A 21,890-nucleotide genomic window follows, 5' to 3' on the forward strand; every position below is an offset into this window, starting at 1 on the left:
GCAAAAACCGCAAAGCCGCCGCGTGGCCACGACATGGCGCCACACTCGACTGCGTATCGAGCGTCTGATGCACACCGCCGTGAAAGGGTTTAATCCGGGCGATGGGGCGATGGTGGTTGCGACAACGCCGTTCGCCATAGGCGAAAGCAATCTTCCATCGCGGAAGGCGGCGATTGCTGGGACGACACTGGACTCTCCAGTGGAGGAGGAGATCAGCCAATACCGAGCCTGTGGCGATAGGATTGGCTGATCTGAACTGTCCGCTTTCGACCCGAAGCAGACCTTGTTCGATGGCTCCATGAAACAGTTACTTGGAGGAGGCGAAAGCAAACGCTATGAGGTTTCCAACGCGTGGGGTCTTCCTTGTGGCTTGTATGGCGCTTATGAATAGTTCCTGGGCCGCTTCGGTTACGCCAAACGCGGCTGACACGGTGAAACGGCTCTATCATGACTACTCATGGGAGGCGGTCATGATCGCTGGGCCTGACCCTTGGATCGGCGATGCGCCAAAGGCCACGCTTGATCATTATTTCAACGGTGATCTGGTCGCCATATGGCTTAAATCCCGGAAGTGTGGGGGCGATTGTGCCGTCGGCTGGATTGGCTACGATCCGCTCTGGGATAGCATGGATCCTTCGGGGTTTTCCGACGTGAGCGTTTGGGGCACGGATGATCCGCACATCGTTAAGGTCGAAATGACTGGGCCTTGCGTGCCGGGGAAGGCATGCAAGCCCGAGGGTAGCGGACGAGTTCGTCTGATCTATTTTTTGCGACCAACAGCGCTTGGTTGGCGCATCTCAGATATTCGGAGTGAGGTACACGGCTCATTGAAGGCCGCTCTCCTGAAGGTATCGAGCGAGCATTGAACTGTCCGCTTTCGACCCATAGCGGACACGGATAGCGGCACCTGAGGAGTTCTTTGTGGCTGCCTTCGGGGGAGATATGAAGTTAACTTGTCTTCTGTTGCTGACGACAGTATTGGCGTACGGATGTAGTGGCACTATCAGCACGCAAGTGCCTGCGCGAGTTCAGTTCTGCGATCTTGTAAGCCAGCCTGCTAGATACGACACGGCCCTGGTCAGGTTCCACGCACACATTGTGAGCGACGGAATCGAGCGCTCGGGGCTTATGGACCCAACTTGCCCAAGACGAGGCCTGGATTTTGACCTATCTCGAGACGAGGGTGCTTTATCAGATATCGACAACATCCTTTATGGACAAGGCGTGCCAGGAACCACGGATAAAGTTGTCGAAGCAGATTTCGTTGGTGTTCTTAAGGTGAGCAGGTCTCAACGTATCATTTACGTCACATCCGTTAGCAACATCTCCTTCCATATGATCAAGTAGTGTCCGCTTTCGACCCAAAGCAGACATTGCCTGGTGGTCGCGCTGACGGGGTGTCGCGTACGGGAACGGGTACGTTTGCGGGTATTTTCGCAATGCCAACTCTGGAAATCGTTGTAGGACAATGCTTGCAGCGGATTGTTAGATAGACGCCGCCCCAACACGGCCACCTAAGCGATTGATTCGCTTAGGTGGCTTTTTCTTTTCTGGTGCGGATCGCCTGCGGTACCCGCAGAGCCTGGCGAGCCGAGTTCTGGGCTGTACCCGCCGAGCTTTGAGCTCGGTGGGTGGAGCAAAAAGCTCGGCCGGTGGAGAAAAAAGCTCGGCGCCTCGAGTTATTTGCTCGGCGCATGTAGCTCTGGACTCGGTGCGCCGAGTTATTTGCTCGGCCGGTGGAGCTCTGGACTCGGCGTGTCGAGCTTTTTGCTCGGCTGGCCGAGCTCAGAACTCGGCGGTTCGAGCTTTTTGCTCGGGCATCCGAGCTGTTGAACTCGGCACGCCGGGCTTTTTTCTCGGGCCGCCGAGCTTTTTGCTCGACAGCCCGAGTTCGGAGGCTGGCTGGTGGAGCTGTGAGCTCCGCCGGTCAGTACGGCAGATCGCCCGGGTGGGTTTGCGGGGGCAGGAGTGGCTGGCTGAGTTGTTCGGCTTGTTCGCTGAGGAAGTACAAGGCGGCGAAGAGGCCTTCGGTGGTGGGGGCGTCGAGGGGGTTGCAGCCGGGGTCGAGGGTGTCGCTTTGGCTGTTGGCGTGCTGGTCGCGGAACGCTTCGCTGTTGGTCAGCACACGGGCGAGGGCGTGGATGGCGATGGTGAGGCCGGCCAGGGTGGCGGCGTCGTGCTCGTCGGGAGTGGCCTCGGCGCGGGTCCAGTAGGGGCGTGAGAGCGGGTTGGTGGGGCGGGGCGCAGCGGCGTGTGCGGCTGCCGTATGATCGGGCTTAGCCATGATCAACTCCTATCTAGTTGGTTGTGGTCAGCGGGTCGTATGGGTGACAGCCCATGCGGCCCGCGTTGGTTTGAGGGTGCGGGTTTTCTCCAGCCAGGACGAGGGTACCTTGGCGGTTTCATAGTAAGTGGGGAGAAAAAGAAAATCTGTCAGATAATGGAATAAATCTGTAGGAATGAGACTTTATTTTGTCATCTTCCAATCGACTATTAATGGGAATATGTTAATCGTGTTTTGGTGGAATCAAAGGGATGATCAAAGAGCACTTTCGTTTGATGTTTTGAAAATCCAATCTAACCTGGATTTCGTTTGCTTCGAGCGTCCGGCCTAAGCGTTGTCCATCGTCGTGCGTACAGGTGGCTGGCCGACGAAGAGCTGGAGCGAGAGGCAACGAAGGACTCCACGGTCACCCTCGAAGGTGCGGCCGAGCATGCCATGACTGTCTTGGCGTATGAGAAGCTAGAGTAGGTCCGCTTTCGACCCAAAGCAGACGTTTCTGTAATCAGGCTCTCATTTGGCCAGGAGGGGCAATATGGTTCCGAGAGGCGGGCTGCCGGATCGTCAGCCATCTCCAGTTAGAACGGTCGTTGCGGCACTGCTGGCGCCAGCGGCTGCTCCGCTCCTGAGCTGGTTCTGGATGGCCGTCTACTACCGGTTCTTCGACAGCGGGCGTGGGCTCGCTCGCTGGTTGCCCTTGGATGATCTCTGGTCGATATATCTCTTTGAATTCTTGATCGCGAGTGTCGCCACATGGGTGATTGGCTACCCCTTCTATCGCTCGGCCCGCGCTCGCCGCACGGTGAGTGGCACAGGGCTCTGTGTAGTTGGAGGTATAGCCAGCGGCCTCGTCTGGTTGTTGTCCCTATTGATTCTTGCCGTCGGCAGTCACCTTTACGCCCCATTTCTGCTCTCATTGATAGGAGCATTCAAGGGCGTGGTGATAGCAGGGGTGTTCTCTGTGTTGGCTGGTGTTCCGTGGTCTTCAGGGCGCTCGATGTTGTTACAGAACGAGTAGGTTGAAGCTCGGCGACCGGCATGATTCGAGCGACACGTAATGTCCGCTTCCGACCCAAAGCGGACACTTTCAGTTGCGGCGCGATGCACGCCAGAATCACGAAACAAGGTATCGGGGACTCAAGGATGCGGCCAGGCAAAATCCTCAAAGTGATCTTGTTCGTTGTCGGGTTGGCTCTCGCCTTCGTTGGCGCAGGCGCTCTGGCTATGGCAGTTTCGGGCTCGGTGGTTGTAGGCCGATCCAGTGTGTATGCCCTCGGTGGTGCCCTTCTACTGCTCGCAGCTCCATGCCTCGTCTTGCTCTTCTCTGTTCGGGCTGCCCAAGTCCTGGGCTCATTCGTTCTCATAGCGTTCTCTCTCGGCACCCTATGGCTGGCGTTTGGGGCGACACCACCAGAACATCCTTGGTTTTTCCAAGCTGCCTCTATCGCCTTTGCGGTGCTGGCAATCTCTCGTGCCAGGTTGTTCCTGCGCAGCAAAGCTTCTGCGCGGAGCACCTAACACCTCGTTCAAAGCGGATGGCTTCGCCGCCGCTCAACCCGGACGTTAAGCCCGTAGGAGAAATTGCATGGGTACTTGGGCACTCCATTCTTTTGCCAACGACGATGCTGGTGACCTCATCGGTAATCTTGTCGAAGGGGCCGACTTGTCACCCGTCAAAGACGCCATTGAGCGTGTACAAGACACAGCAGGGTACTTGGAAGCACCAGAGGCGCAACAAGGTATCGCAGCTTGCGAGGTAGTAGCGCTTGTGTTGGGTCACGCATCTGCCGCGTCGCAATCTGAAGAAGAGCTCACAGCGTGGGTGACCCGCGTTAAGCCGTGCGTGGACGTGGCGGTCGTGACTCAAGCAGTCCAAGTCATCGATCGCGTGCTCGCTCCGGACTCAGAGCTTCGGGAGTTGTGGGAGGAGTCAGATGAGTTCAATGATTGGCGGGCAGAAGTCGGGGCTTTGCGTGCAAGGCTACAAGCCTAACAACTCATTCAAGACGGACGGCTTCGCCGCCGCTTATCTCCGCTCTGACCGCGACGACGCTTGTGAGGTGAACGGCTGAGCGGCGTATCGAAAGGTCCGCTTTCGACCCAAAGCAGACGTGACCGTTCGTAGTAGTAGCCTTGACCATGATGTCAGCGCCCTGATCGAAGCCCATGGGTTCAGGCGATCAACTTCATTGGTGTGCGCAAACAGGGGGCAACCATGGAGCCGCACAGTTTCGAAGTCATTGCCGAACGAGAGAAAGGCTTGCGACGCAGCCTTTCGACGGCACAGCTCTCGATGATTGCCATTGGTGGCGCGATCGGTACCGGGTTGTTCCTTGGCAGTGGCTTTGCGATCAGCTTCGCAGGCCCGAGTGTGCTTGTGAGCTACGCAATCGGCGCGCTGATCGCGCTGTTGCTGATGGGATGCCTTGCGGAGATGACGGTTGCGCATCCCACTTCCGGATCTTTTGGCGCGTACGCCGAGTACTACATAGGGCCGTGGGCCGGGTTCATGGTGCGCTACGCGTACTGGTCGTCGATCGTGATCGCCGTAGGCACCGAGGCGACCGCCATTGCCGTCTATATGAAATATTGGTTACCCGACATTCCGGGCTGGTACTGGATCGTCGGTTTTTCGGGTGCGCTCGTTGGCGTCAACGCTGTGAGCGTCAAGGTGTTCGGCTCGGTCGAATACGTGTTCTCCATGCTCAAGATCGCGGCGATCGTGGCCTTCATCGTCCTAGGTGCATGGATGGTGGCTGGCGCGCCCTCGGGTTCAGGCATCGGGCTGGCGAACTACACCGTGCATGGCGGCTTCTTTCCGAAAGGCGTCTGGGGCATGTGGGTGGCCGTGATCGTCGCGATCTTCAGCTATCTGAGCATCGAGATGATTGCCGTCGCGGCCGGCGAGGCCAGCGAGCCCCGACAAGCCGTTATTCGAGCGTTCCGGGCAACGGTGTTGCGCCTGGTGTTGTTCTATCTGCTGACCCTGGCGTTGATGCTGGCCATTGTGCCTTGGACGGCAGCCGGAACCGGACAAAGTCCCTTCGTGAGAGTCATGGTTGCGACGCATATACCGGGCGCTCCCGGCGTCATCAACTTCGTGATACTCGTGGCCGCACTCTCGGCGATGAACAGCCAGCTCTACACCTCGACACGCATGATGTTCAGCCTTGCGCGAGCGGGCTACGCTCCGCGGCGCTTTGGCCAACTCAACAGACATGGCGTGCCGGTGGCGGCACTCCTGCTCTCGGCCACCGGTATCGCGCTGGCTACGGTAGTGAATGCACTGCATCCGGACACGTCCTTCATCCTGATGCTGGCGATCTCGATGGTGGCCCCGATGTTTACCTGGTTCATGATCTTCGTCACCCACCTATTCTTCCGTCGCCGCCATCGCGACGAAGCTCTTGGATTTCGCATGTGGGGTTACCCGGCAACGCCGCTTCTGGGCGCGGGGCTCATGCTTGGCGCACTCCTGACGACGATCTTCACGCGCGAGTTCCGCATGACCTTGTTGTTCGGCGTACCGTTCCTTGCGCTGCTTGCGCTCGCTTACCGCTTTTGGCGTCGTGGATGGTTGCGGGAGCGAGGGGTTGAGAGCGAGGTGCTTGGCTGATCGAATAAATCGAGAGCAGAGTGCACTTTCCAACTCCTGAAAAGTGCACTCTGACCCCAGTTTTCCGGTTGGACTAAAGACGAACAACGAACTTGCCGAGCGCGCGGTCGCTTTCAATCAGGCTGTGTGCGTGACGGACGTCGTCGAAACGGAACGTGGCAGTGCGCAGCGAGGGCATGCGGCCAGCAGCAATCTGTTGGGCAACCCACTTCAACGGTGAATCTTGCAGAGGCATGGCTGATGTACCCAGCAGACCACTGGGAAAGAAATTTAGACGTACGGCGTGGGGCAAGTCCTGCATCAGATGCAACTGTTCGACCACGGGCGGACCACCCAACAGGCCGATCACCGAAACTCCGCCGAATGGCCGCACCGTCTTCACTGAGTCGCGAAGGGTCGAGGCGCCTACCACCTCCAGCACGGCGTCGACACCGGACGGGACGATTTCCCGCACTGTGGATGCAATCTCGCCGCTGTCGATGACAACCTCGTCGGCGCCCATGTCTTGCAGACGAAACTTGTTCGCCGATGAGCGTGTCGTCGCGATGACGCGCAGGCCCCGCGCTTTGGCGTACGTCACAGCGGCAAGGCCCACTGAAGACGTAGCACCCCGGACCAATAGAGTTTGGCCGGCCTCAATGGCAAGGCTTCGGTCCAGAGCACCCCAGACGGTGAGGTAAGCCTCGGGTAGCGCGGCGAGTTCCTCCCACGACAGACTGGCCTGGTCCAGCGACACGACATTCTGGCGCAGCACGGTGACCTGTTCTGCGTAGCTGCCGTTGCGACTGAACTGTAGGCCTCCCATCGCCGTTGCTACGCATTCGCCAGTGCGGAACACTCCTGCGGGATCGTGGATCACTTCACCTACGGCCTCGATTCCTGGCACCACCGGGCTTGAGATCGGGCCCATGCGGCCAAGGCGACGATAGATCTCGGCGCGGTTAAGGCCGAAGGCTCGCACGCGAATTTGCAGTTCGTCTTTACCGGGCTCTTGCGAATCAATGTCACGCAGCTCAAGTACTTCAGGGCCGCCCGCTCGTTCGATCACATAGGCTTGCATGATCGTTGACCTCAGGCGCGCGGTTGGTTGGTGGCGAACAGGTAACGGTGAATCTTCCAAACCCCTTTCTCGCGGCGGAAGACGAACAGCTCGTTGTTGCCTTCCGATACCTCTGCGTTCATCGCAAGGATGGTTGTGCGGCCGGCGGAGCTTGTGCGTGCCCACGCCCAGTCACCTGTCTCCTGGATTTCATGAATCTCGAATCGGATGTCGAGCTTGATCGTGGCGAACACGTGCTCGTACCCAGCACGCACGGCGTCGCGACCGACAAGTGCCGAGGCATGCTGTGGCATGAAAATCGGCTCGCTTCCGTAAAGGTCGAGAATGGCATCGGTGTCGTTTGCGTTGAGCGCCTTCTCGTAGGACTGCAGAACAGACTGGATAGACATGCTGGTGACTCCGGTTGATGCCGTCGGAATGAGCGGCTGGAGCGCACTTTGAACCTATCGTTTAAGCAAGAGAATGCGCATATTTGATATGATTTCTATCAAATATGAGAGGACTTTATGGACCTCAATGCTGTCCAAATGTTTGTCGGCGTAGTCCAGGCCGGCAGTCTGTCGGCCGGGGCGGCAAGGCTCGGATTGCCGCTACCAACGGTAAGCCGGCGTATCCGTGATTTGGAGCGGCAGTTGAATGTTCAATTGCTGGAGCGATCGGTGCGCGGCACGCGCCTTACCGATGCGGGCACGCGGCTGTACGAACACGCCGGCCGCGGCATTGAAGCATTGCAGGAGGCTGAGCAGGCGTTGGTCAGCGACGAGGCGCGGCTCAAGGGTCGCCTTCGCTTGTCCTTGCCGCCGACATTCGAGCCATGGTGGGAACTTCTCTCGCTGTTTCAGCAGCGCTATCCGGATATCGAGCTGTGCGTCTATACGACGGAACGTCGCGTCGACCTCATCGAAGACGGCATTGACGTTGCGTTGCGCGTTGGTTCGATCGTGCATGAAGCCATGGTGGCCCGGCGCATGCTTTCCTATCGTCATGTGCTGGTGGCTGGTCGCGCGCTCGTCGAACGCTTGGGTATGCCGGAATCGGTGGATGCACTCCACCGATTCCCATGTGCGGTCTGGTCGCCGGGAGGCAATGCCACCAACAGCTGGCGCCTGGGCGATACCACAATCTCGCCACGCGGCATCCTAACGACCAACGACTATGCGCATTTGCGGAGTCGTGCACTTGCCGGGGAGGTCGTCACCGAGTTGCCACCATTCTTGGCGGATGGAGCGCTTCGCACAGGTGAATTGATCGCCCTATTGCCGGGGCAGCCGATGCCTGAGCAGAATTTGCAGTTGCTTTATCCATCACATCGGCATCCATCTGCCATCGTCCGCGCGTACCTAGACTTCTCTCAGGAGCAAGTACGCGTGTTGATGAACGCCGCACCGTAGTCCGTGCTTCGGGCGGCCCCGTCCGCGCCCAACTCGCGAGCGCAGGACTTCGACGGGTGCGCGACGGCGACATTCTTGAAGTAGCGGCCGGGCTCAGCGGCCAGTTCGTCGCGCATGCTGAGGACGTCCGCTTTCGACCCATGGCAGACCTTATGCGCGCAAGGGCGCCGAAGCGTGCCGAGCGCGATCGGAGTGCGTCCGATCTTCTTCGCGCCGGACCCGCAACGAGCCGCGGAAGGGTCGGACCGCGGCCATCGCATCGGATAGCGCGACTGCTAGCCGGCGCCGCGTGGTGGCATCTTCGAAACGCGGTCTCCGTGAACGTCTCCGCTTTCGATCTAAGCCGCACTAGCCGCCCATGGAAATGACGATGCCATGGCCGGTCCGTTCAAAGGCGACCATGGCATTCCGGAAGTAGTCGTACCGGCGAAGCGCCGATTTAAGAGGCTGTCCCCAATGCCGCATCGTTGATCAGCGCGGCCACTTCGCGCGGCTGCGACGCCAGCGACGCATGGCTCGCGTCGAGGTGGATGATCTTCCGGGCCTTCATCCGCTCGGACATCTTCTTCTGGTTTTCGGGGTTGATCATCCGGTCGTGGTTGGAAACCTGGTACCACGAAGGCTTGTGCCGCCAAGCCGGGTCGGTCACCGGGTTGCCGAACGTGGCCGCCAGCGGCGCCTTCTGCGTCACCGCCATGACCAGGCCTTCATCGGCGGTCAGATCCTGGCAAAAGCTTTCGTGGAACTTGTCCGGCTTCAGCCAGAGATAGCCGTCGCTGTCCGGGGCAAGATTCGGCGCGGCTTCCGGCAGCTTTTCCTGCGTGATGCCACCGGGGCTTTCGCCGGCATCCGGGGCAAACGCGGCGATGTAGACCAGCGCGCGCACATTGGGCTGGTTGCCGGCTTCGCTGATCACTGCGCCGCCGTACGAATGGCCCACCAGCACCACGGGGCCCTGGATCTGGGCGAGCATCTTGCGCGTGCGCTCCGCGTCGTCGGGCAGCGACGTCAGCGGTATCTCGACCGCATGCAGGTCGTCGTAACCCAGGCGCTTGAGTTCGACTATGACTTTGGCCCAGTGCGCGGCGCCGCCCCAGAATCCGTGAACCAGCACGACAGCAGGTTTGTTGCTCATGGTCTTCTCCGCGTCTCGATAAGGTGGAAGGGAGGTCGATGGCCGATCGGCTTGCTGCTTTGTCACGCCCTGCCCGTACAACGCACTGAAGGCCGGCTCCAAAGCAGGCGTACTCTCCGCTCGTCCGGGTAAATGGGCAGTGACGGGCGGTACCCATCTAGGCGTGGCGCCTTACACCGGATTGACCGGAACACCGGAGTCCTATGCTGAAACGCCAGGCTGGGAAACCCTCCGCCTACCGCAGCGGGCCCGCCGGAAAATCTTTCCTGCGCCGATCTCGACCTCCGGCCGATCACACCGGCGACGACAGCGCCTGCCTGGCTGCCGCCACCGTGGCCGCCAGATCGGGACCGGCCTCCAGCACGACGGCATGTTCGTCGGCAGCCGGTTCCTCCAGCGTCGCCAGCTGGCTGTCGAGCAAGGCAGGCGGCATGAAGTGTCGGCGCTCGCGCATGCGGCGCGCCAGCTCGTCGCGCGGCACGCCCAGGTAGAGCAGTCGCAGCGCCGGATCCGCCCGGCGCAAACGATCGCGATAGGTGCGGCGCAAGGCCGAGCAGGCCACCACCACGCCCTGCCCGCTATGCGCCACGATCGCCGCGGCAATCGCATCCAGCCACGGCTGGCGATCCGCATCGTCCAGCGGCGTGCCGGCACGCATCTTCTCGATGTTCGCGGGTGGGTGCAGGTCGTCGCCTTCCACGAAGTCCACGCCGCAGGCACGCGCCAGGCCAGCACCGAGATGGCTCTTGCCGCTGCCGGAAACACCCATCACCACAACGGTCGGCACCGCTGGCATCAAGGGCTCACCGCCGGAAGAACACATACACCGCGTTGTAGGGCACGCGCACTTCGGCGCCCTCGTGGCCCGCGTCGCAACCCGAGACCGGCGCCACGCCGCCTTCGGTGTGCGTGCGAAGGATGTATTGCACGGACGCCATCACGCCGTTGCCGGTATGCGAGGTGGCCCGCAGCACCAGCCAGGGGATGGCGCCGGGACCGGGCGAAGGCGACGCGTTCAGCAGCTCGCCCACTACGGTGCTGCCGTCACTGGCCTGCCAGGTGGGGCCGGCGAAGTGCTTGCCCAGCACTTTGCCCTTGGCGTCGGACAAGGTGGCGTCGGGTGCCTTCAGCGTCCACGCATAGGTGGTGCCGGACGCTTTGCAGGCATAGATCTGCACGCCCTTGCCGAACGCTTCGATGGCGGATGCCCGGGACACGCCCTGGGCATGCACGGCGGCGGCAAGCATCGCCGCGATCAGGACACAGCACTTCAACGGATTCCGCATGGCAAGTCTCCGGTGGCCTTTCGATGTCTTCGTCGCACCCGCGAGGCACATTCGATGGCGAAGCATGCACCCGGCCGGCCATCAATGAAACAGCCCTCCCGAAAATGCTCCCCTCACGACCGTGCGGGCTAGACTGACCGCCACCTCCCGCGCGGGCAGTCTCCATGATCCCCCACTTCAGCGACCTCTCCGCCAACGAACGCACCTACCTCGCCTGGATCCGCACGGCGGTGTCGCTGATGGGCTTCGGCTTCCTGATCGAACGCTTCGACGTGTTCCTCGTCTACACCACGCGCGGCGCCGTGTTGAACAACGGCCTGCACATGCGCGCCTCGGAATGGCTGGGCCTGGGCATGATCCTGCTCGGCGCCGTGCTGATCCTGCTCGCCACCCGCAGCTTCTACCGCAACGGCCGGCTGATCCAGGCCGACGCCGAAGCGCCCTACCACGGCACCGCGGTCGAGCGCGTGCTGACGGCGCTGCTGGTCGCGTTGGCGCTGTTCCTGGTGCTGTACGTGGGGTACCAGCTCACCAGCCTGAGCTGACTACCGGTTTGCGATCTCCCATCGTCTATGCCGGGGTGGGGGCCCTCGGTTTCCAGATACGGCACAGCGAACCCGATACGCCACCGATTGAGCGCTTCGCACCATCGGGCAGGATGCGTACGCCAGCCTGATCGCGCCCCCGACGATCAAATCGCCGACTGCAAGGCAGCCGCGACTGCGCACCCACAAAGAACGGTTTGCCGCGGCCACGCTCGACGGGGTAGCGGCAGATGCGGCAAGGGGCAGGCTTCCGCCCTTAAGTCGGCATTCCATTGCCAGCCGGCATCGTCATACTTCCTTCGACGTAGTTCCGGTTTGCCTATAACCAGCGGATATGCAACGGAGGGGAGCGTATGCGCAAACGTGTGGTCATTCTTTTATGGGGCGTCACGGCCAGCGGCCTTGTTTCCGCACAGCAGGTTTGCGACAGCCAAAGCTTCAACAGCCACGCTGACCAAATCGCCTGCGAGGTCAAGCAAACGCAGCTCAAGTCACTCGAAGTCAAGCGCGTATTCGATGATGTGATGGCGGCGAACGCGCGCTTCGGGAAGGCTCCCGGAACGGCCCCCAACTTGTTCACCGTGCGCTTGAGAGATGATCAAAAGCAGTGGCGCGCCTGGGTTGCGGAGGACTGCAAGCTGCAAGGGGATCTCACGATGGGTACGGCTGGCGCAGACGTTGAACAGGATTGTCTGCAAGACGCCTATTCGCGGCGCATCAAGGTGCTGCAACAAATGATCCAGACGCTTGGGTTCTGAGCCCTCCGGGCCATTGCGCGAAACCAATAGTGACGGCGGGTCGTCCGACCGTGGTAGGTTGCTCAGCGCGATCATCACCAAGAGGGTTTCACGCACATGAAGACTGCCGCTCTGCGTCCGGCGCTGCTTTCGCTTGCCTGCCTGCTGTCAGCCGCCGCGTTCGCCACACCCTCGATGGGCCAGGACGCGTCCAAGGTCACGCCCGACATGATCCAGACCGCGTCGGACATCCCGGCCAACTGGCAGACGCCGCAGGGCGACTTCGACTACATCAAGCGCGACGTGATGATCCCGATGCGCGACGGCGTGAAGCTGCACACGGTGATCGTGATTCCGAAGAACGCACACGACCGGCCGATGCTGCTGGAGCGCACGCCCTACAACGCCAGCGGCTTCCTGGAAGGCAACAGCCTGCACATGGCCGACGCGGTGTGGTCGGGCGACAAGGACTGGGCCAACGCCGGCTACATCCTGGTGTGGCAGGACGTGCGCGGCAAGTACGGCTCGGAAGGCAAGTACATCATGACGCGCCCGCCGATGGGGCCGCTCAACCCCACCACCACCGACGACACCACCGACGCCTGGGACACCATCGACTGGCTGGTGAAGAACGTCCAGGAGTCCAACGGCAAGGTCGGCATGATCGGCTCGTCCTACGACGGCTGGACCGTGGCCATGGCCCTGCTCCACCCGAACCCCGCGCTCAAGGTCGCCGCGCCGGAAAGCCCGATGATCGACGGCTGGATGGGCGACGACTGGTACCACTACGGCGCCCTGCGCCAGATCAACCTCGACTACTTCACCGAGCAGATGAGCGCCAAGGGCTCGGGCGAGCCGGTGCCGCGCGAGAGCGGCGACGACTACACCAACTTCCTGCAAGGCGGCTCGGCCGGCGACTACGCCGTCGCCAACGGCTTCAAGCAGCTGCCCTGGTGGAACCGCTTCTCCGCCCACCCCGCCTACGACACCTTCTGGCAGTTGCAGGCGCTGGACAAGCTGCTGCCCGCGCACCCTTCCGACGTGCCCACGATGTGGCTGCAGGGCCTGTGGGACCAGGAGGACATCTACGGCGCCGTGCATGCGTGGGAGGCGCTGGACAAGGCCGGCCACGGCAGCAACAACCACCTGGTGATGGGCCCGTGGTGGCACAGCCAGATCAACCGCTCGGGCTGGAACATGGGGCCGCTCAAGTGGCCGGGCGACACCACGGCCGAGTTCCGCCAGCAGGTGATGATCCCCTGGTTCAACCACTACCTGCGCGGCACGCCGCTGGCCACGCCGCTGCCTGCGGCGATGATCTATAACCCGGTGGAGAAACACTGGGACAGCTTCGCGAACTGGAAGCCCGCCAGCGAGCAGCGGCTGACCCCGCTCTACCTGCAGGGGAACATGGGGCTGGGCTTCGATAAGCCGGACAGCGGCAGCGACAGCTACGTTTCCGACCCGGCCAAGCCCGTGCCCTACCTGCCGCGCCCGATCAAGGCCAACGACGAAGACCGCTGGCGCACCTGGCTGGTGCACGACCAGCGCTTCGCGGTCGATCGCTCCGACGTGCTGTCCTACACCACGCCCGTGCTGACCGAGACGGTGACCGTGCAGGGCGCGCCGATCGCCGACCTGTTCGCCAGCACCACCGGCACCGACGGCGATTTCGTGGTCAAGCTGATCGACGTCTACCCCGGCACCGATGCCATCGATCCCGACATGAGCGGCTACGAGCTGCCGGTGTCGCTGGACATCTTCCGCGGCCGCTACCGCAAGAGTTTCGCCGAGCCGGAGGCCATCCCGGCAAACACGGTGCAGGAATACAAGTTCCGCCTGCCCACCGTGAACTACGAGTTCAAGCCCGGCCACCGCATCATGGTGCAGATCCAGTCCAGCCTGTTCCCGCTCTACGACCGCAACCCGCAGACCTATGTGCCCAACATCCTGTTCGCCAAGCCGTCCGACTACCAGAAGGCCACGGTGACCATCGAACACGGTGCGGATGGACGCAGCGCGGTGCTGCTGCCGGTGACCAGCCGCTGATCTAGATTCCGGTCCGCATCGCACAAGCCTGCAAAACAAGAAAGCCCGGCCCACACTTCGCGGGCCGGGCTTTCTTTATGGGTCTCTTGCGGAAAGACCCGCCACCTCTTCGCTGTGCGCGCCGGCAACGCAACGGCGCGCGCAACCAGCGCTTTCAGTGCATGCGCCCGCTCTTGCGCTGGCGCTTCACCGCATACATCGCGGCATCGGCGCGGGCGAGCAATGCTTCGATATCGGCTTCGCGCTTTTCCGTCACCACCACGCCGATGCTGGGGCCGGCGTAGTCGAGCGCCAGGCCATCCAGCGCATAGTGGCCGCTGGTCGCCACCTGCAGGCGTATGGCGACCGCGCCGGCCGCTTCCGACGCCACGTTACGTCGCGTGCCGGACAGCACGACGAATTCGTCGCCGCCCAGCCGCGCCACGAAATCGCCCTCGCGCAGGGCACCCTGCAGACGCCCGCCGATGGCGATCAGGAAACGGTCGCCGGCATCGTGCCCGTGGGTATCGTTGATCGCCTTGAAGCCGTCCAGGTCGATGAAGGCCACCAGCAGCGCGTCGTCATCCGATGCGGCAGCAAGGCGATGCTGCATCTCGTCGAGCAGCGCGCGACGGTTGGGCAAACGCGTCGTGGCATCCGTGTGCGCGCTCACCGTCAGCGCGTCGTTGGCCTGGCGCAGGGAATGCACCATGCGTTCGCGGTCGATCTGCTGCGCGATCAGGCGCGAGAACATTTCCAGCACCGGTGCGGCAGCCGGCGTCTGCGGCCGGCGCTCGTCGCTGGCCGCGCACAGGGTGCCATACAGGCCGCCATCGCCGGTGCGCACCGGCGTGCTCACGTAGGTGGCGATGCCCAGCTCGCGCGCCGCTGCGGAATCGCCCCAGCGCGTGCTCACGTCGTCGGCATACGGTTGCCGTTCTTCCAGCGCACGGCGGCACAAGGTATCGCCCCACGGCACGACCAGGCCCTCGGCGATCTGCAGCTGCCGCGAATTGCGCGCATACAGCACGTGCTGCAGGCCGGCCTCGCTGTCGATGGTGGTGAGGTAGGTCGACTCCAGACCGGTCACCGTTTCCAGCAGTTCCAGCAACGGCCGCACCAGTTCCTCCAGCGTGCCCGCGCGCGCCAGCGATTCGGCCATCTTGCCGACGAAATCGTGGAGGCCTGCCTCCGCCATCGTGGTATTCATCGCCGCCCCTCCGCCCGGAAACCTCGCACCACCCTGCCTTCCCCCTGCAACGGGGGAAACAGGACCAGCACACTCATCAGTTACGTCCCCTTCCTTGGGGCGCATCCTACAGCGCCGCGGGGCGGCCACCCCTTACCGTCCCTAAATGCTTGGCTGAATGCCGCGGCCAGCCGCTATGCTCTGTCCACACGGCGCGGGGGCGCCGATCACCGGGGAAGCGACACCATGACGACACGAGCGAGAGGGCCGGGCGCGGGGTTCGGCTGGCTGATGGATGGCATCCGCCTGGTTTTCAGCCAACCCAAGCCCTTTTTCGGTGGCGCTGCGTGGATGGTGGCGGCGTGCCTGCTCCCGTCGCTGATCACGCTTCCGATGCAGTTCTTTGCGACGAAAGCGGGTGTCCCGAATACAACCATCACTATCGTCGGGATGGCGATCTCCATCCCGCTCGGGCTTCTGATCGTTCCGCTCTACGCGGGCTACCTGCAGATGCTCGACGCGGCCCAGCGGAAACAGGCGGTTCGCACATCCGATATCTTCGAGCTCTATCGACAAGGCGAAGCGTTGCGGTTGATCGGATTCGGGTTGTTGACCCATGTGATCTACATCGCTGGAACCGCCGCCATTGTCCTAGCAACGGGAAGAGGCCTTATCCACTGGTACACGCAGGTGATGGCGTCACAGGCCAGTCACCAGTTGCCGCCAGCGCTACCCGGTGGTCTCTGGACCACCCTGACACTGATCACGACGTTCTGCTTTCTGATGATGGGTTGCTACGCAGTCAGCCTGGGCCAGGTCGTACTGAACCAGCGTCGCGTGTTCAGCGCCATCGGTGAGGGACTCATCGGCGCATTGAAGAATGTGCTTCCGCTGCTCGTGCTTGCGTTGAATTTCCTTATTGCCTCGGTCGTACTGATCATCGTCCTTGCCATCGGGATGATGGTGCTTGCCCTGCTCGCTCAGCTCCTGGGCCTCTGGCTGATGATCGTGGGGGCGATTCTGATCTATGCCGTATTCTTCCTGCTGATGTTCGCCGGAATGTTCGGGCTGTCGTACTTCCTGTGGCGCGACGTATGCGGCGGCGATGGCGAAGTCGCCATGCCGCCACCGCTGATCGCCTGACCCGCACCATCACGCCCGCGCAAGAGCGGCTGTGAAAAAGGGCGCGACCGAATGGCCGCGCCCTTTCCGTTTCAGATCGCCGCCGTCACCACGATCTCCACCTTCCACTCCGGCCGGGCCAGCTTGGCCTCCACCGTGGCGCGCGCGGGGCCCTGGCCGGGCACCACCCAGGTGTCCCACACGCGGTTCATGCCCGGGAAATCGGCGATGTCGGCCAGGTAGATCTGCGCACGCAGGATGCGCGTCTTGTCGCTGCCCGCCTGCGCCAGCAACGCGTCGATGGCCGCCAGCACCTGGCGCGTCTGCCCCTCGATGTCCGCCGTGTCGTCATCGGCAATCTGGCCGGCGAGATAGACGATGCCGTTGTGGAGGGTGGCCTCGGACATGCGCGGGCCGGCGTCGATGCGGTGGATCATGCGGGAAGCTCCGTCAGGGAATGGGCAAGCGCCGGCGCGTATCCGCCGGCGCCCCCACGGAGCATCGGTCACCGCGCACTGGCCGGCAAGCGCAGCCGGAAGGCTGCGCTGCGGGGCCACGCACTACTGGGGGCTTCCTACATCGCCGGCGCGGGCGTGCCGTCGGACCACTGGCCGGCCGGGACCATGTACACGGTGATCGGCTCCGGCACGCCATGGAACTGCGGGTTCAGCATGACCGGCGAGCCGTGCAGGTCGGCGCCCCAGTCCGTACCGAATGGGACGTAGAACATCAGGTGCGGCATCCAGTGGCCCGCGTCGTCGTTCAGATAGGCCTGCTTCGACATCATGTAGCACATTGCCCCCGGCTCCAGCGGCGGGAACGCCTTGCTGGCGAGCGCGGCCTTGATGCCCGCCATGATCTGCTCCCTGGACTGCCCGGCCAGCGCCAGCTCCGTCCGCTTGTAGACGATGGGCAGGATCGAGCGCGCCGCCTGCGGGTTGAAGCAGGTGGGCCCGCGCAGCTTGGGGTTCCAGAACTCCGTGAAATCGAACTGCGCCGACCAGCCGCGGTCGACCATGCACACAAAGCCGTTGCTGCCCTTGACCGCCGTGATATAGCCATGCGGCCCGAGCACCAGCACCGTGGCCTTCCCGGAAATGGACACGGGCGCCGCGCTGCGCGCCAGGGCGATTTCCGCGTTGCGGTCGGCGATCAGGTATTGCGACAGGGGCGCCATGCTCGGATAGGCGTGTGGCGGTTTCTCGGCCGACGCGCCCTGGGCCAAAGTCGCGGCCATGGCCAACAGCGCACCCAGTGTCACGCCGAACTTCCAGCGACCGGTAGCTTGCTTCATCGCAGTTCTCCCCTTCGGATGGTTGAGCTTGGACTCGATCCGGATCGCACCCTACGGCGGCCCAACCCAAGGCGCCAGTGCGCGATCCTCGTCCACGACGAACGGGGTGGCGGGAAATCGACAGGCCGGCGCAGGGGGCTCCGCGGCCACGACCAACACCCGTTCGACGGCCGAGGCCACCGTCCCCGGTTCCAGCCCGAAAGGTACGGCTATCGAACCGACACTATCAGCCCAGCGCGTAAGGGCCGCCACGTTCCAACGCGCGACGGTACGCCGGCCGCTGCTGGATGCGCTGCACGAACGCGGCGACATGCGGCAGCCTGTCGGCCAACCCGCTGCGCGCCATGGCCGCCTCCATGGGGAAGCTCATCTGGATGTCCGCCGCGCCGAACGCGTCACCCACGAACCAGCCCGTCTTCGCCAGCGCGTCGTTGGCGTAACCCAGGTGCAATGCCAGCTGCGGATCGACGAAGGTCGACTGCAGCTTGCCGGCGATCTTCCGCGCAATCGGCTTGGCGAAGAACGACATCGGCGCGTTGGCGATGCGCAACGCCACCAGCTTGAGCAGCAGCGGCGGCATGGCCGAGCCCTCGGCGTAATGCAGCCAGTAGTTGAAACGCAGCCTTTCCGGCGTGCCGCGCGGCGGCGCCAGCCGCCCCGTGTCATAGCGGTCGACCAGGTAGTCGATGATCGCCCCCGACTCCGCGATCACCTGCCCGTCGTCCTCGATCACCGGCGACTTGCCCAGCGGGTGAATGGCGCGCAGCTCCGGCGGCGCCAGCAATGTCTTCGGATCGCGCTCGTACTTGCGGATCTCGTAGGGGACGTCCAATTCCTCCAGCAGCCACAGCACACGCTGGGAGCGGGAGTTGTTGAGGTGGTGGACGGTCAGCATGGCGTGTCGCCGGCGGGGTGGATGACGGAGGCTAGCATGGGGTGACGGGCGACTCCGTGACGGGCGGCGAAGGCACCTGCCGCCGCCGTGGACACGACTGGCGCGGCTGGTCCCGTTCCTGCTAGAAATGGCGCGCGGTCACGCCATGGGGGAGTGGCCCGCCGCGGTCCGGGGGCGGCCGCAAGGCATCGAATGCATGCTGGCATCGCGCACGAACCGTCGATCTCTACCGGCGCCGTTTCCGTTGCGCGCCATACCGCCATGGCCATGCTTTGAATCGCGGAGCGGACGGCGATGAATACCCTGGACGGCCAAGCTGACGGCAGCATCCCCTCGGCGGCTCCGAGCCAGCATGTACCGCCGCCGCTGCCCCCTCCGCTCCGACCGCCATCGCCCTACCCGCCGACCAGGCCGGCAACGCCGATTCGACGCGGCTACATAGCGGCGCACTGGCATGGCGATCTCTCGCTAGCGCTGAGCTATTGGGTCAACTTGGTGCTGGTGACGATCGTCGTCCGCATCCTGTTTGTCGGGTTGAGCGGCTTCGACTGGCAGCGCCATCCGTTGACCTGGGCTTTCGCCTGCACCGCGATCTCCGTGCTGGTCAGCCTGCTGATCGCAGCGTGGCAATACGTCGGTGTCTGGCGTGCTGCCGAACGCAGCGGCAGCGGCTGGGGTGTGGTCGCGCGCATCCTCGTGGTGATCGGCTGCCTCGGCAGCTGCTTCGCCACGCTCAACAACGCCCGGGTCCTGACCGACATGGCGCACGCGGTCGCCATACAGCGGACCTGGGATGACTTCCATGTCGGCGTGTCGCCGGACGGCCGCGCCATCGCCGCCACCGGCACCATGGGCGTGGGCTTCACCGATCAGATCGAACAAGCCTTCGCCGACCATGCCGGCATCCACATGCTGCGCATCACCAGCCGCGGCGGCAGCGTCAACGAAGGCGCCGCACTTTACGAATTCCTGCACACCCATCCGGACATCACGATCGAGGCCGATGGCCTGTGCGCCAGCTCGTGCACGCGCGCCTTCATCGGCGCCGCCCGACGCTGGGCCACGCCGCGGTCGTGGTTCGGTTTCCACCAGATGCGTTCGCTGTTGGCCAACGCCTTCTCGACCGACTACGTGACCACGCAGCAGGATGACTTCAAGCAGGAATTGCGCGAGCTCGGGGCCAGCCCCGACTTCATCCGGCTGGCGTTCGCCAAACAGGGGGGCGACGTATTCGTCCCCGACAGCGACGAGCTTTTCAAGAACCACATCATCGATGCGGTCGATGCCGACGGACAACGCTGGCAAGCCGATGCCTGGCAGAGCGAACAGTTCCTGGACGCACTGCGCCGCGATCCGCAAAGCCGTGGTCTGGCGCAGGCATTCGACCGGATTGCCGTAGTGCAGCCGACGATCTACCAGCAATGGCTGCAAAACGACCTGGCCGTGCCGCGGCATCCGCTCGACGCGGCGGCAAAACAGCGCAACACCAACTTCTGGCATGCCCTCGACAACGCACGCAGGCACCAGCTCGAGCGCGCATCGACGCAGGACGTGCGCGGCTATGCAGTGAGCGAGCGGCAGGCCCTGGCGATGCTGCGCCAGCGACTTTCCCCGTCGGCCTGCGGCCGTTACGCCAGCGGCGTCGCCATCAGCCTCGGCAACCAGGCGAGCGCATTCAAGGGCACCCTCGCCCCCGGCTACCTCGCCCTGTTCTCCGGCAACGACACCGTCCAGTTGCCGGACCAGGCATGGCGCACCAGCTTGATCGATGCCTTGCGCAAGCATCAGGCGGAGCATTGGTCCTCGCAAGGCGAGCTGGCCGACGAGGCGCATTGGTCGGCCATGTGCACCCAGCAAATGGCCACGCTGGATCAGCTGCTCGATGCGCCTGGTGCCGCCGGCGACTTGGCGTTGCGCGCTTATCTGCGGGTGCGTTGAGGTGTACAAGTTGCGGCAAAGCGCGAAATGATCGCTACGGTCGGTCGCAGCCAGGATCCTGCGTTTCGCCAACATCCAAGCGGCCACTGATCGCCACCCATCAAAAGAATGGTGTGACAGCGCCCTTTCGGACGGCCTCGGTACGCTTCGGATCGGAAGCGGATCTTCAAATTGCCGGCGCGCCCACGAGAAATGAGTGATCAGCCCTGAGTCCACGGGCGGATTGAGATGGCGTCAGCAGTAAACCCCCATCGCACCAACGGGTCACTGCGATCCGAAAAGCTGACCGCATACCCGCCTGGAACCGGCTTCACAAAGGCCTCGGCGATCAGCCCGCGACGGGACTGGCAAGCTCGGGACGGTCGTTCCATCGGGAACACGAAGAGTCCCACTCCGCTGCCCGTGCGCCGCGAGGCGCCGCGAAGCTTATGACATAAGAGCCTTCCACGCCCGCCAAGACAACGCGTGTCAAAACCAACTCCAAGCGCTGCGGGTCACGCAGTACAACGTGAAGCTCGCTGTTCAACGAGCGGATGACCCCCAACAAATCGTCTGGAATAATCGGCTCACCAATATACGACACGAGAATAAACTCAATGCAATTTTCGAATGACGACGCATGTACTCTCTGTCATTCCACGATTCATTTCGGACGACGAAAAAAAGTTGTCGAGAAAATTTCAAGGCCACTATTTGACTTCAAGCCACTAAACGTCAAACACTTCCACCCTTTAAAAGTCTCCGGACGGGGAAGTAGAAATTTCCAGTTCGTATCGTCAACGATTACGAAGCCATCCGGCTTCACTTTCTTGGCAGCGCGGCGGGCGCACTCGACCCTGCAAATTCCATCAACTACGACAATGTCGAGACTGTCATCGGGGAACTCATCGATAGCTGCAATATAATCATCGAAGAAGTGCTGACCTTTATCCCGCAATTGTGGCTCAGAACGATATTCACCAACAGCCATACCTGGAATGAAACGAACATCTGCAGTGGGGCACCGCCCCTTTACCCTATCGGCCCATTCGCGTTCAGATTCGATGGCAGTCACCGTGAGCCCCCTGTTCGAAAACCAAACAGTTGAGCCACCAGATCCCCACTCGAAGACATTTCCTGACAACGGCAAGTTTCGCTTAAGGTATTTAATGGCACGCGGATTCCACCATGGCATGCCAACATCCCAATTCGATTGTTTAGGATGCAAAGCGAACGATGGGATCGTCATTGCCACACCTGGCTCGTGGAGCACCCCCAAAGCGAGTTGCTCAAGCTTTCGGATTTTTGCTTTTATATTCATGATTAAAATATCTCAGATGAGGCGCAGGGCATCGGTTTGCGCTTTATACAAAAGAAGTGCCAATTGAAACAGC

General features: G+C 62.4%; 22 protein-coding genes. 11 read left to right on the forward strand and 11 right to left on the reverse strand.

Annotated features, from left to right (window positions below):
• The first annotated feature begins 67 nt into the window (after positions 1-67).
• Positions 68-250 (forward strand): hypothetical protein, encoded by a 183-nt coding sequence (locus IHE46_RS08445; protein WP_192164198.1) that lies wholly within the window; start codon positions 68-70, stop codon positions 248-250.
• A 181-nt stretch (positions 251-431) separates the two neighbouring features.
• Positions 432-866 (forward strand): hypothetical protein, encoded by a 435-nt coding sequence (locus IHE46_RS08450; protein WP_192164199.1) that lies wholly within the window; start codon positions 432-434, stop codon positions 864-866.
• Between the two features lie 1,061 nt (positions 867-1,927).
• On the opposite strand, the gene IHE46_RS08455 is transcribed toward IHE46_RS08450, so the two are convergent.
• The gene (locus IHE46_RS08455; protein ID WP_192164200.1) at positions 1,928-2,284 is read right to left on the reverse strand and encodes a hypothetical protein; all 357 of its coding nucleotides are present in this window, start codon (positions 2,282-2,284) and stop codon (positions 1,928-1,930) included.
• A gap of 637 nt (positions 2,285-2,921) precedes the next feature.
• Here IHE46_RS08455 and IHE46_RS08460 point away from each other — a divergent pair.
• From IHE46_RS08460 to IHE46_RS08470, 3 genes are all read left to right on the forward strand, one after another.
• Positions 2,922-3,299 (forward strand): hypothetical protein, encoded by a 378-nt coding sequence (locus tag IHE46_RS08460; RefSeq protein WP_192164201.1) that lies wholly within the window; start codon positions 2,922-2,924, stop codon positions 3,297-3,299.
• Between the two features lie 567 nt (positions 3,300-3,866).
• Positions 3,867-4,274, forward strand: coding sequence for a DUF4259 domain-containing protein (locus IHE46_RS08465; protein ID WP_192164202.1), 408 nt, complete (start codon positions 3,867-3,869; stop codon positions 4,272-4,274).
• A 222-nt stretch (positions 4,275-4,496) separates the two neighbouring features.
• Positions 4,497-5,897, forward strand: a complete 1,401-nt coding sequence (locus tag IHE46_RS08470) for an amino acid permease (RefSeq protein WP_192164203.1) — start codon at positions 4,497-4,499, stop codon at positions 5,895-5,897.
• A gap of 73 nt (positions 5,898-5,970) precedes the next feature.
• Here the strand turns inward: IHE46_RS08470 and IHE46_RS08475 are convergent, their stop codons facing one another.
• Together IHE46_RS08475 and IHE46_RS08480 are read right to left on the reverse strand one after the other, a co-directional pair.
• Positions 5,971-6,957, reverse strand: a complete 987-nt coding sequence (locus tag IHE46_RS08475) for a zinc-binding dehydrogenase (protein ID WP_192164204.1) — start codon at positions 6,955-6,957, stop codon at positions 5,971-5,973.
• Between the two features lie 11 nt (positions 6,958-6,968).
• Positions 6,969-7,346: an SgcJ/EcaC family oxidoreductase gene (locus tag IHE46_RS08480; RefSeq protein ID WP_192164205.1), complete on the reverse strand. Its 378-nt coding sequence runs from the start codon at positions 7,344-7,346 to the stop codon at positions 6,969-6,971.
• Between the two features lie 117 nt (positions 7,347-7,463).
• On the opposite strand from IHE46_RS08480, the gene IHE46_RS08485 reads away from it, so the two are divergent.
• Positions 7,464-8,348: a LysR family transcriptional regulator gene (locus IHE46_RS08485; protein ID WP_192164206.1), complete on the forward strand. Its 885-nt coding sequence runs from the start codon at positions 7,464-7,466 to the stop codon at positions 8,346-8,348.
• Between the two features lie 439 nt (positions 8,349-8,787).
• Here IHE46_RS08485 and IHE46_RS08490 read toward each other — a convergent pair whose 3' ends face one another.
• The 3 genes from IHE46_RS08490 to IHE46_RS08500 form a co-directional block, all read right to left on the reverse strand.
• Entirely contained in the window at positions 8,788-9,483 is a 696-nt protein-coding gene (locus IHE46_RS08490; protein ID WP_192164589.1) for an alpha/beta hydrolase, read from the reverse strand.
• Between the two features lie 292 nt (positions 9,484-9,775).
• Positions 9,776-10,270 carry a gluconokinase, GntK/IdnK-type gene (locus IHE46_RS08495; RefSeq protein ID WP_343230008.1) on the reverse strand — a complete coding sequence of 165 codons (495 nt, stop codon included), beginning with the start codon at positions 10,268-10,270 and terminating at the stop codon, positions 9,776-9,778.
• A gap of 16 nt (positions 10,271-10,286) precedes the next feature.
• On the reverse strand, positions 10,287-10,769 hold the full coding sequence (locus IHE46_RS08500; protein WP_192164208.1) for a DUF3455 domain-containing protein: 483 nt from the start codon (positions 10,767-10,769) through the stop codon (positions 10,287-10,289).
• A gap of 164 nt (positions 10,770-10,933) precedes the next feature.
• On the opposite strand from IHE46_RS08500, the gene IHE46_RS08505 reads away from it, so the two are divergent.
• The 3 genes from IHE46_RS08505 to IHE46_RS08515 all read left to right on the forward strand — a co-directional run bounded on the left by IHE46_RS08505 (position 10,934) and on the right by IHE46_RS08515 (position 14,100).
• Positions 10,934-11,314, forward strand: coding sequence for a DUF202 domain-containing protein (locus tag IHE46_RS08505; protein WP_192164209.1), 381 nt, complete (start codon positions 10,934-10,936; stop codon positions 11,312-11,314).
• A 353-nt stretch (positions 11,315-11,667) separates the two neighbouring features.
• Positions 11,668-12,072: a lysozyme inhibitor LprI family protein gene (locus IHE46_RS08510; RefSeq protein ID WP_192164210.1), complete on the forward strand. Its 405-nt coding sequence runs from the start codon at positions 11,668-11,670 to the stop codon at positions 12,070-12,072.
• A gap of 96 nt (positions 12,073-12,168) precedes the next feature.
• Complete coding sequence (locus IHE46_RS08515; RefSeq protein ID WP_192164211.1) at positions 12,169-14,100, forward strand: CocE/NonD family hydrolase; 1,932 nt, start codon at positions 12,169-12,171, stop codon at positions 14,098-14,100.
• Between the two features lie 154 nt (positions 14,101-14,254).
• Here IHE46_RS08515 and IHE46_RS08520 read toward each other — a convergent pair whose 3' ends face one another.
• On the reverse strand, positions 14,255-15,289 hold the full coding sequence (locus IHE46_RS08520) for a sensor domain-containing diguanylate cyclase (protein WP_225562913.1): 1,035 nt from the start codon (positions 15,287-15,289) through the stop codon (positions 14,255-14,257).
• Between the two features lie 225 nt (positions 15,290-15,514).
• Here IHE46_RS08520 and IHE46_RS08525 point away from each other — a divergent pair, with 225 nt between their 5' ends.
• Positions 15,515-16,411 carry a hypothetical protein gene (locus tag IHE46_RS08525; RefSeq protein ID WP_192164212.1) on the forward strand — a complete coding sequence of 299 codons (897 nt, stop codon included), beginning with the start codon at positions 15,515-15,517 and terminating at the stop codon, positions 16,409-16,411.
• A gap of 71 nt (positions 16,412-16,482) precedes the next feature.
• Here IHE46_RS08525 and IHE46_RS08530 read toward each other — a convergent pair whose 3' ends face one another.
• The 3 genes from IHE46_RS08530 to IHE46_RS08540 form a co-directional block, all read right to left on the reverse strand.
• The gene (locus IHE46_RS08530; protein ID WP_192164213.1) at positions 16,483-16,827 is read right to left on the reverse strand and encodes a RidA family protein; all 345 of its coding nucleotides are present in this window, start codon (positions 16,825-16,827) and stop codon (positions 16,483-16,485) included.
• A gap of 137 nt (positions 16,828-16,964) precedes the next feature.
• Positions 16,965-17,684 carry a hypothetical protein gene (locus IHE46_RS08535; RefSeq protein WP_225562914.1) on the reverse strand — a complete coding sequence of 240 codons (720 nt, stop codon included), beginning with the start codon at positions 17,682-17,684 and terminating at the stop codon, positions 16,965-16,967.
• A gap of 226 nt (positions 17,685-17,910) precedes the next feature.
• Complete coding sequence (locus IHE46_RS08540) at positions 17,911-18,579, reverse strand: glutathione S-transferase (protein ID WP_192164214.1); 669 nt, start codon at positions 18,577-18,579, stop codon at positions 17,911-17,913.
• Positions 18,580-18,873: 294 nt separating this feature from the next.
• On the opposite strand from IHE46_RS08540, the gene IHE46_RS08545 reads away from it, so the two are divergent.
• On the forward strand, positions 18,874-20,517 hold the full coding sequence (locus tag IHE46_RS08545) for a hypothetical protein (protein WP_192164215.1): 1,644 nt from the start codon (positions 18,874-18,876) through the stop codon (positions 20,515-20,517).
• A 643-nt stretch (positions 20,518-21,160) separates the two neighbouring features.
• Here the strand turns inward: IHE46_RS08545 and IHE46_RS08550 are convergent.
• Positions 21,161-21,817, reverse strand: coding sequence for a hypothetical protein (locus IHE46_RS08550; protein ID WP_192164216.1), 657 nt, complete (start codon positions 21,815-21,817; stop codon positions 21,161-21,163).
• Positions 21,818-21,890 lie beyond the last annotated feature (73 nt).

Origin of the sequence: Rhodanobacter sp. DHG33 (assembly GCF_014843005.1) — a bacterium.
GTDB lineage: Bacteria > Pseudomonadota > Gammaproteobacteria > Xanthomonadales > Rhodanobacteraceae > Rhodanobacter_A.

What these genes read in the sequence shown, in the direction of transcription:
- IHE46_RS08500 (WP_192164208.1), bottom strand. Translation starts at nt 10,769, where the DNA reads ATGCGGAATCCGTTGAAGTGCTGTGTCCTGATCGCGGCGATGCTTGCC.
- IHE46_RS08510 (WP_192164210.1), top strand. Translation starts at nt 11,668, where the DNA reads ATGCGCAAACGTGTGGTCATTCTTTTATGGGGCGTCACGGCCAGCGGC.
- IHE46_RS08475 (WP_192164204.1), bottom strand. Translation starts at nt 6,957, where the DNA reads ATGCAAGCCTATGTGATCGAACGAGCGGGCGGCCCTGAAGTACTTGAG.
- IHE46_RS08525 (WP_192164212.1), top strand. Translation starts at nt 15,515, where the DNA reads ATGACGACACGAGCGAGAGGGCCGGGCGCGGGGTTCGGCTGGCTGATG.
- IHE46_RS08535 (WP_225562914.1), bottom strand. Translation starts at nt 17,684, where the DNA reads ATGAAGCAAGCTACCGGTCGCTGGAAGTTCGGCGTGACACTGGGTGCG.
- IHE46_RS08485 (WP_192164206.1), top strand. Translation starts at nt 7,464, where the DNA reads ATGGACCTCAATGCTGTCCAAATGTTTGTCGGCGTAGTCCAGGCCGGC.
- IHE46_RS08530 (WP_192164213.1), bottom strand. Translation starts at nt 16,827, where the DNA reads ATGATCCACCGCATCGACGCCGGCCCGCGCATGTCCGAGGCCACCCTC.
- IHE46_RS08445 (WP_192164198.1), top strand. Translation starts at nt 68, where the DNA reads ATGCACACCGCCGTGAAAGGGTTTAATCCGGGCGATGGGGCGATGGTG.
- IHE46_RS08505 (WP_192164209.1), top strand. Translation starts at nt 10,934, where the DNA reads ATGATCCCCCACTTCAGCGACCTCTCCGCCAACGAACGCACCTACCTC.
- IHE46_RS08515 (WP_192164211.1), top strand. Translation starts at nt 12,169, where the DNA reads ATGAAGACTGCCGCTCTGCGTCCGGCGCTGCTTTCGCTTGCCTGCCTG.
- IHE46_RS08545 (WP_192164215.1), top strand. Translation starts at nt 18,874, where the DNA reads ATGAATACCCTGGACGGCCAAGCTGACGGCAGCATCCCCTCGGCGGCT.
- IHE46_RS08490 (WP_192164589.1), bottom strand. Translation starts at nt 9,483, where the DNA reads ATGAGCAACAAACCTGCTGTCGTGCTGGTTCACGGATTCTGGGGCGGC.
- IHE46_RS08465 (WP_192164202.1), top strand. Translation starts at nt 3,867, where the DNA reads ATGGGTACTTGGGCACTCCATTCTTTTGCCAACGACGATGCTGGTGAC.
- IHE46_RS08455 (WP_192164200.1), bottom strand. Translation starts at nt 2,284, where the DNA reads ATGGCTAAGCCCGATCATACGGCAGCCGCACACGCCGCTGCGCCCCGC.
- IHE46_RS08520 (WP_225562913.1), bottom strand. Translation starts at nt 15,289, where the DNA reads ATGAATACCACGATGGCGGAGGCAGGCCTCCACGATTTCGTCGGCAAG.
- IHE46_RS08480 (WP_192164205.1), bottom strand. Translation starts at nt 7,346, where the DNA reads ATGTCTATCCAGTCTGTTCTGCAGTCCTACGAGAAGGCGCTCAACGCA.
- IHE46_RS08540 (WP_192164214.1), bottom strand. Translation starts at nt 18,579, where the DNA reads ATGCTGACCGTCCACCACCTCAACAACTCCCGCTCCCAGCGTGTGCTG.
- IHE46_RS08470 (WP_192164203.1), top strand. Translation starts at nt 4,497, where the DNA reads ATGGAGCCGCACAGTTTCGAAGTCATTGCCGAACGAGAGAAAGGCTTG.
- IHE46_RS08460 (WP_192164201.1), top strand. Translation starts at nt 2,922, where the DNA reads ATGGCCGTCTACTACCGGTTCTTCGACAGCGGGCGTGGGCTCGCTCGC.
- IHE46_RS08550 (WP_192164216.1), bottom strand. Translation starts at nt 21,817, where the DNA reads ATGAATATAAAAGCAAAAATCCGAAAGCTTGAGCAACTCGCTTTGGGG.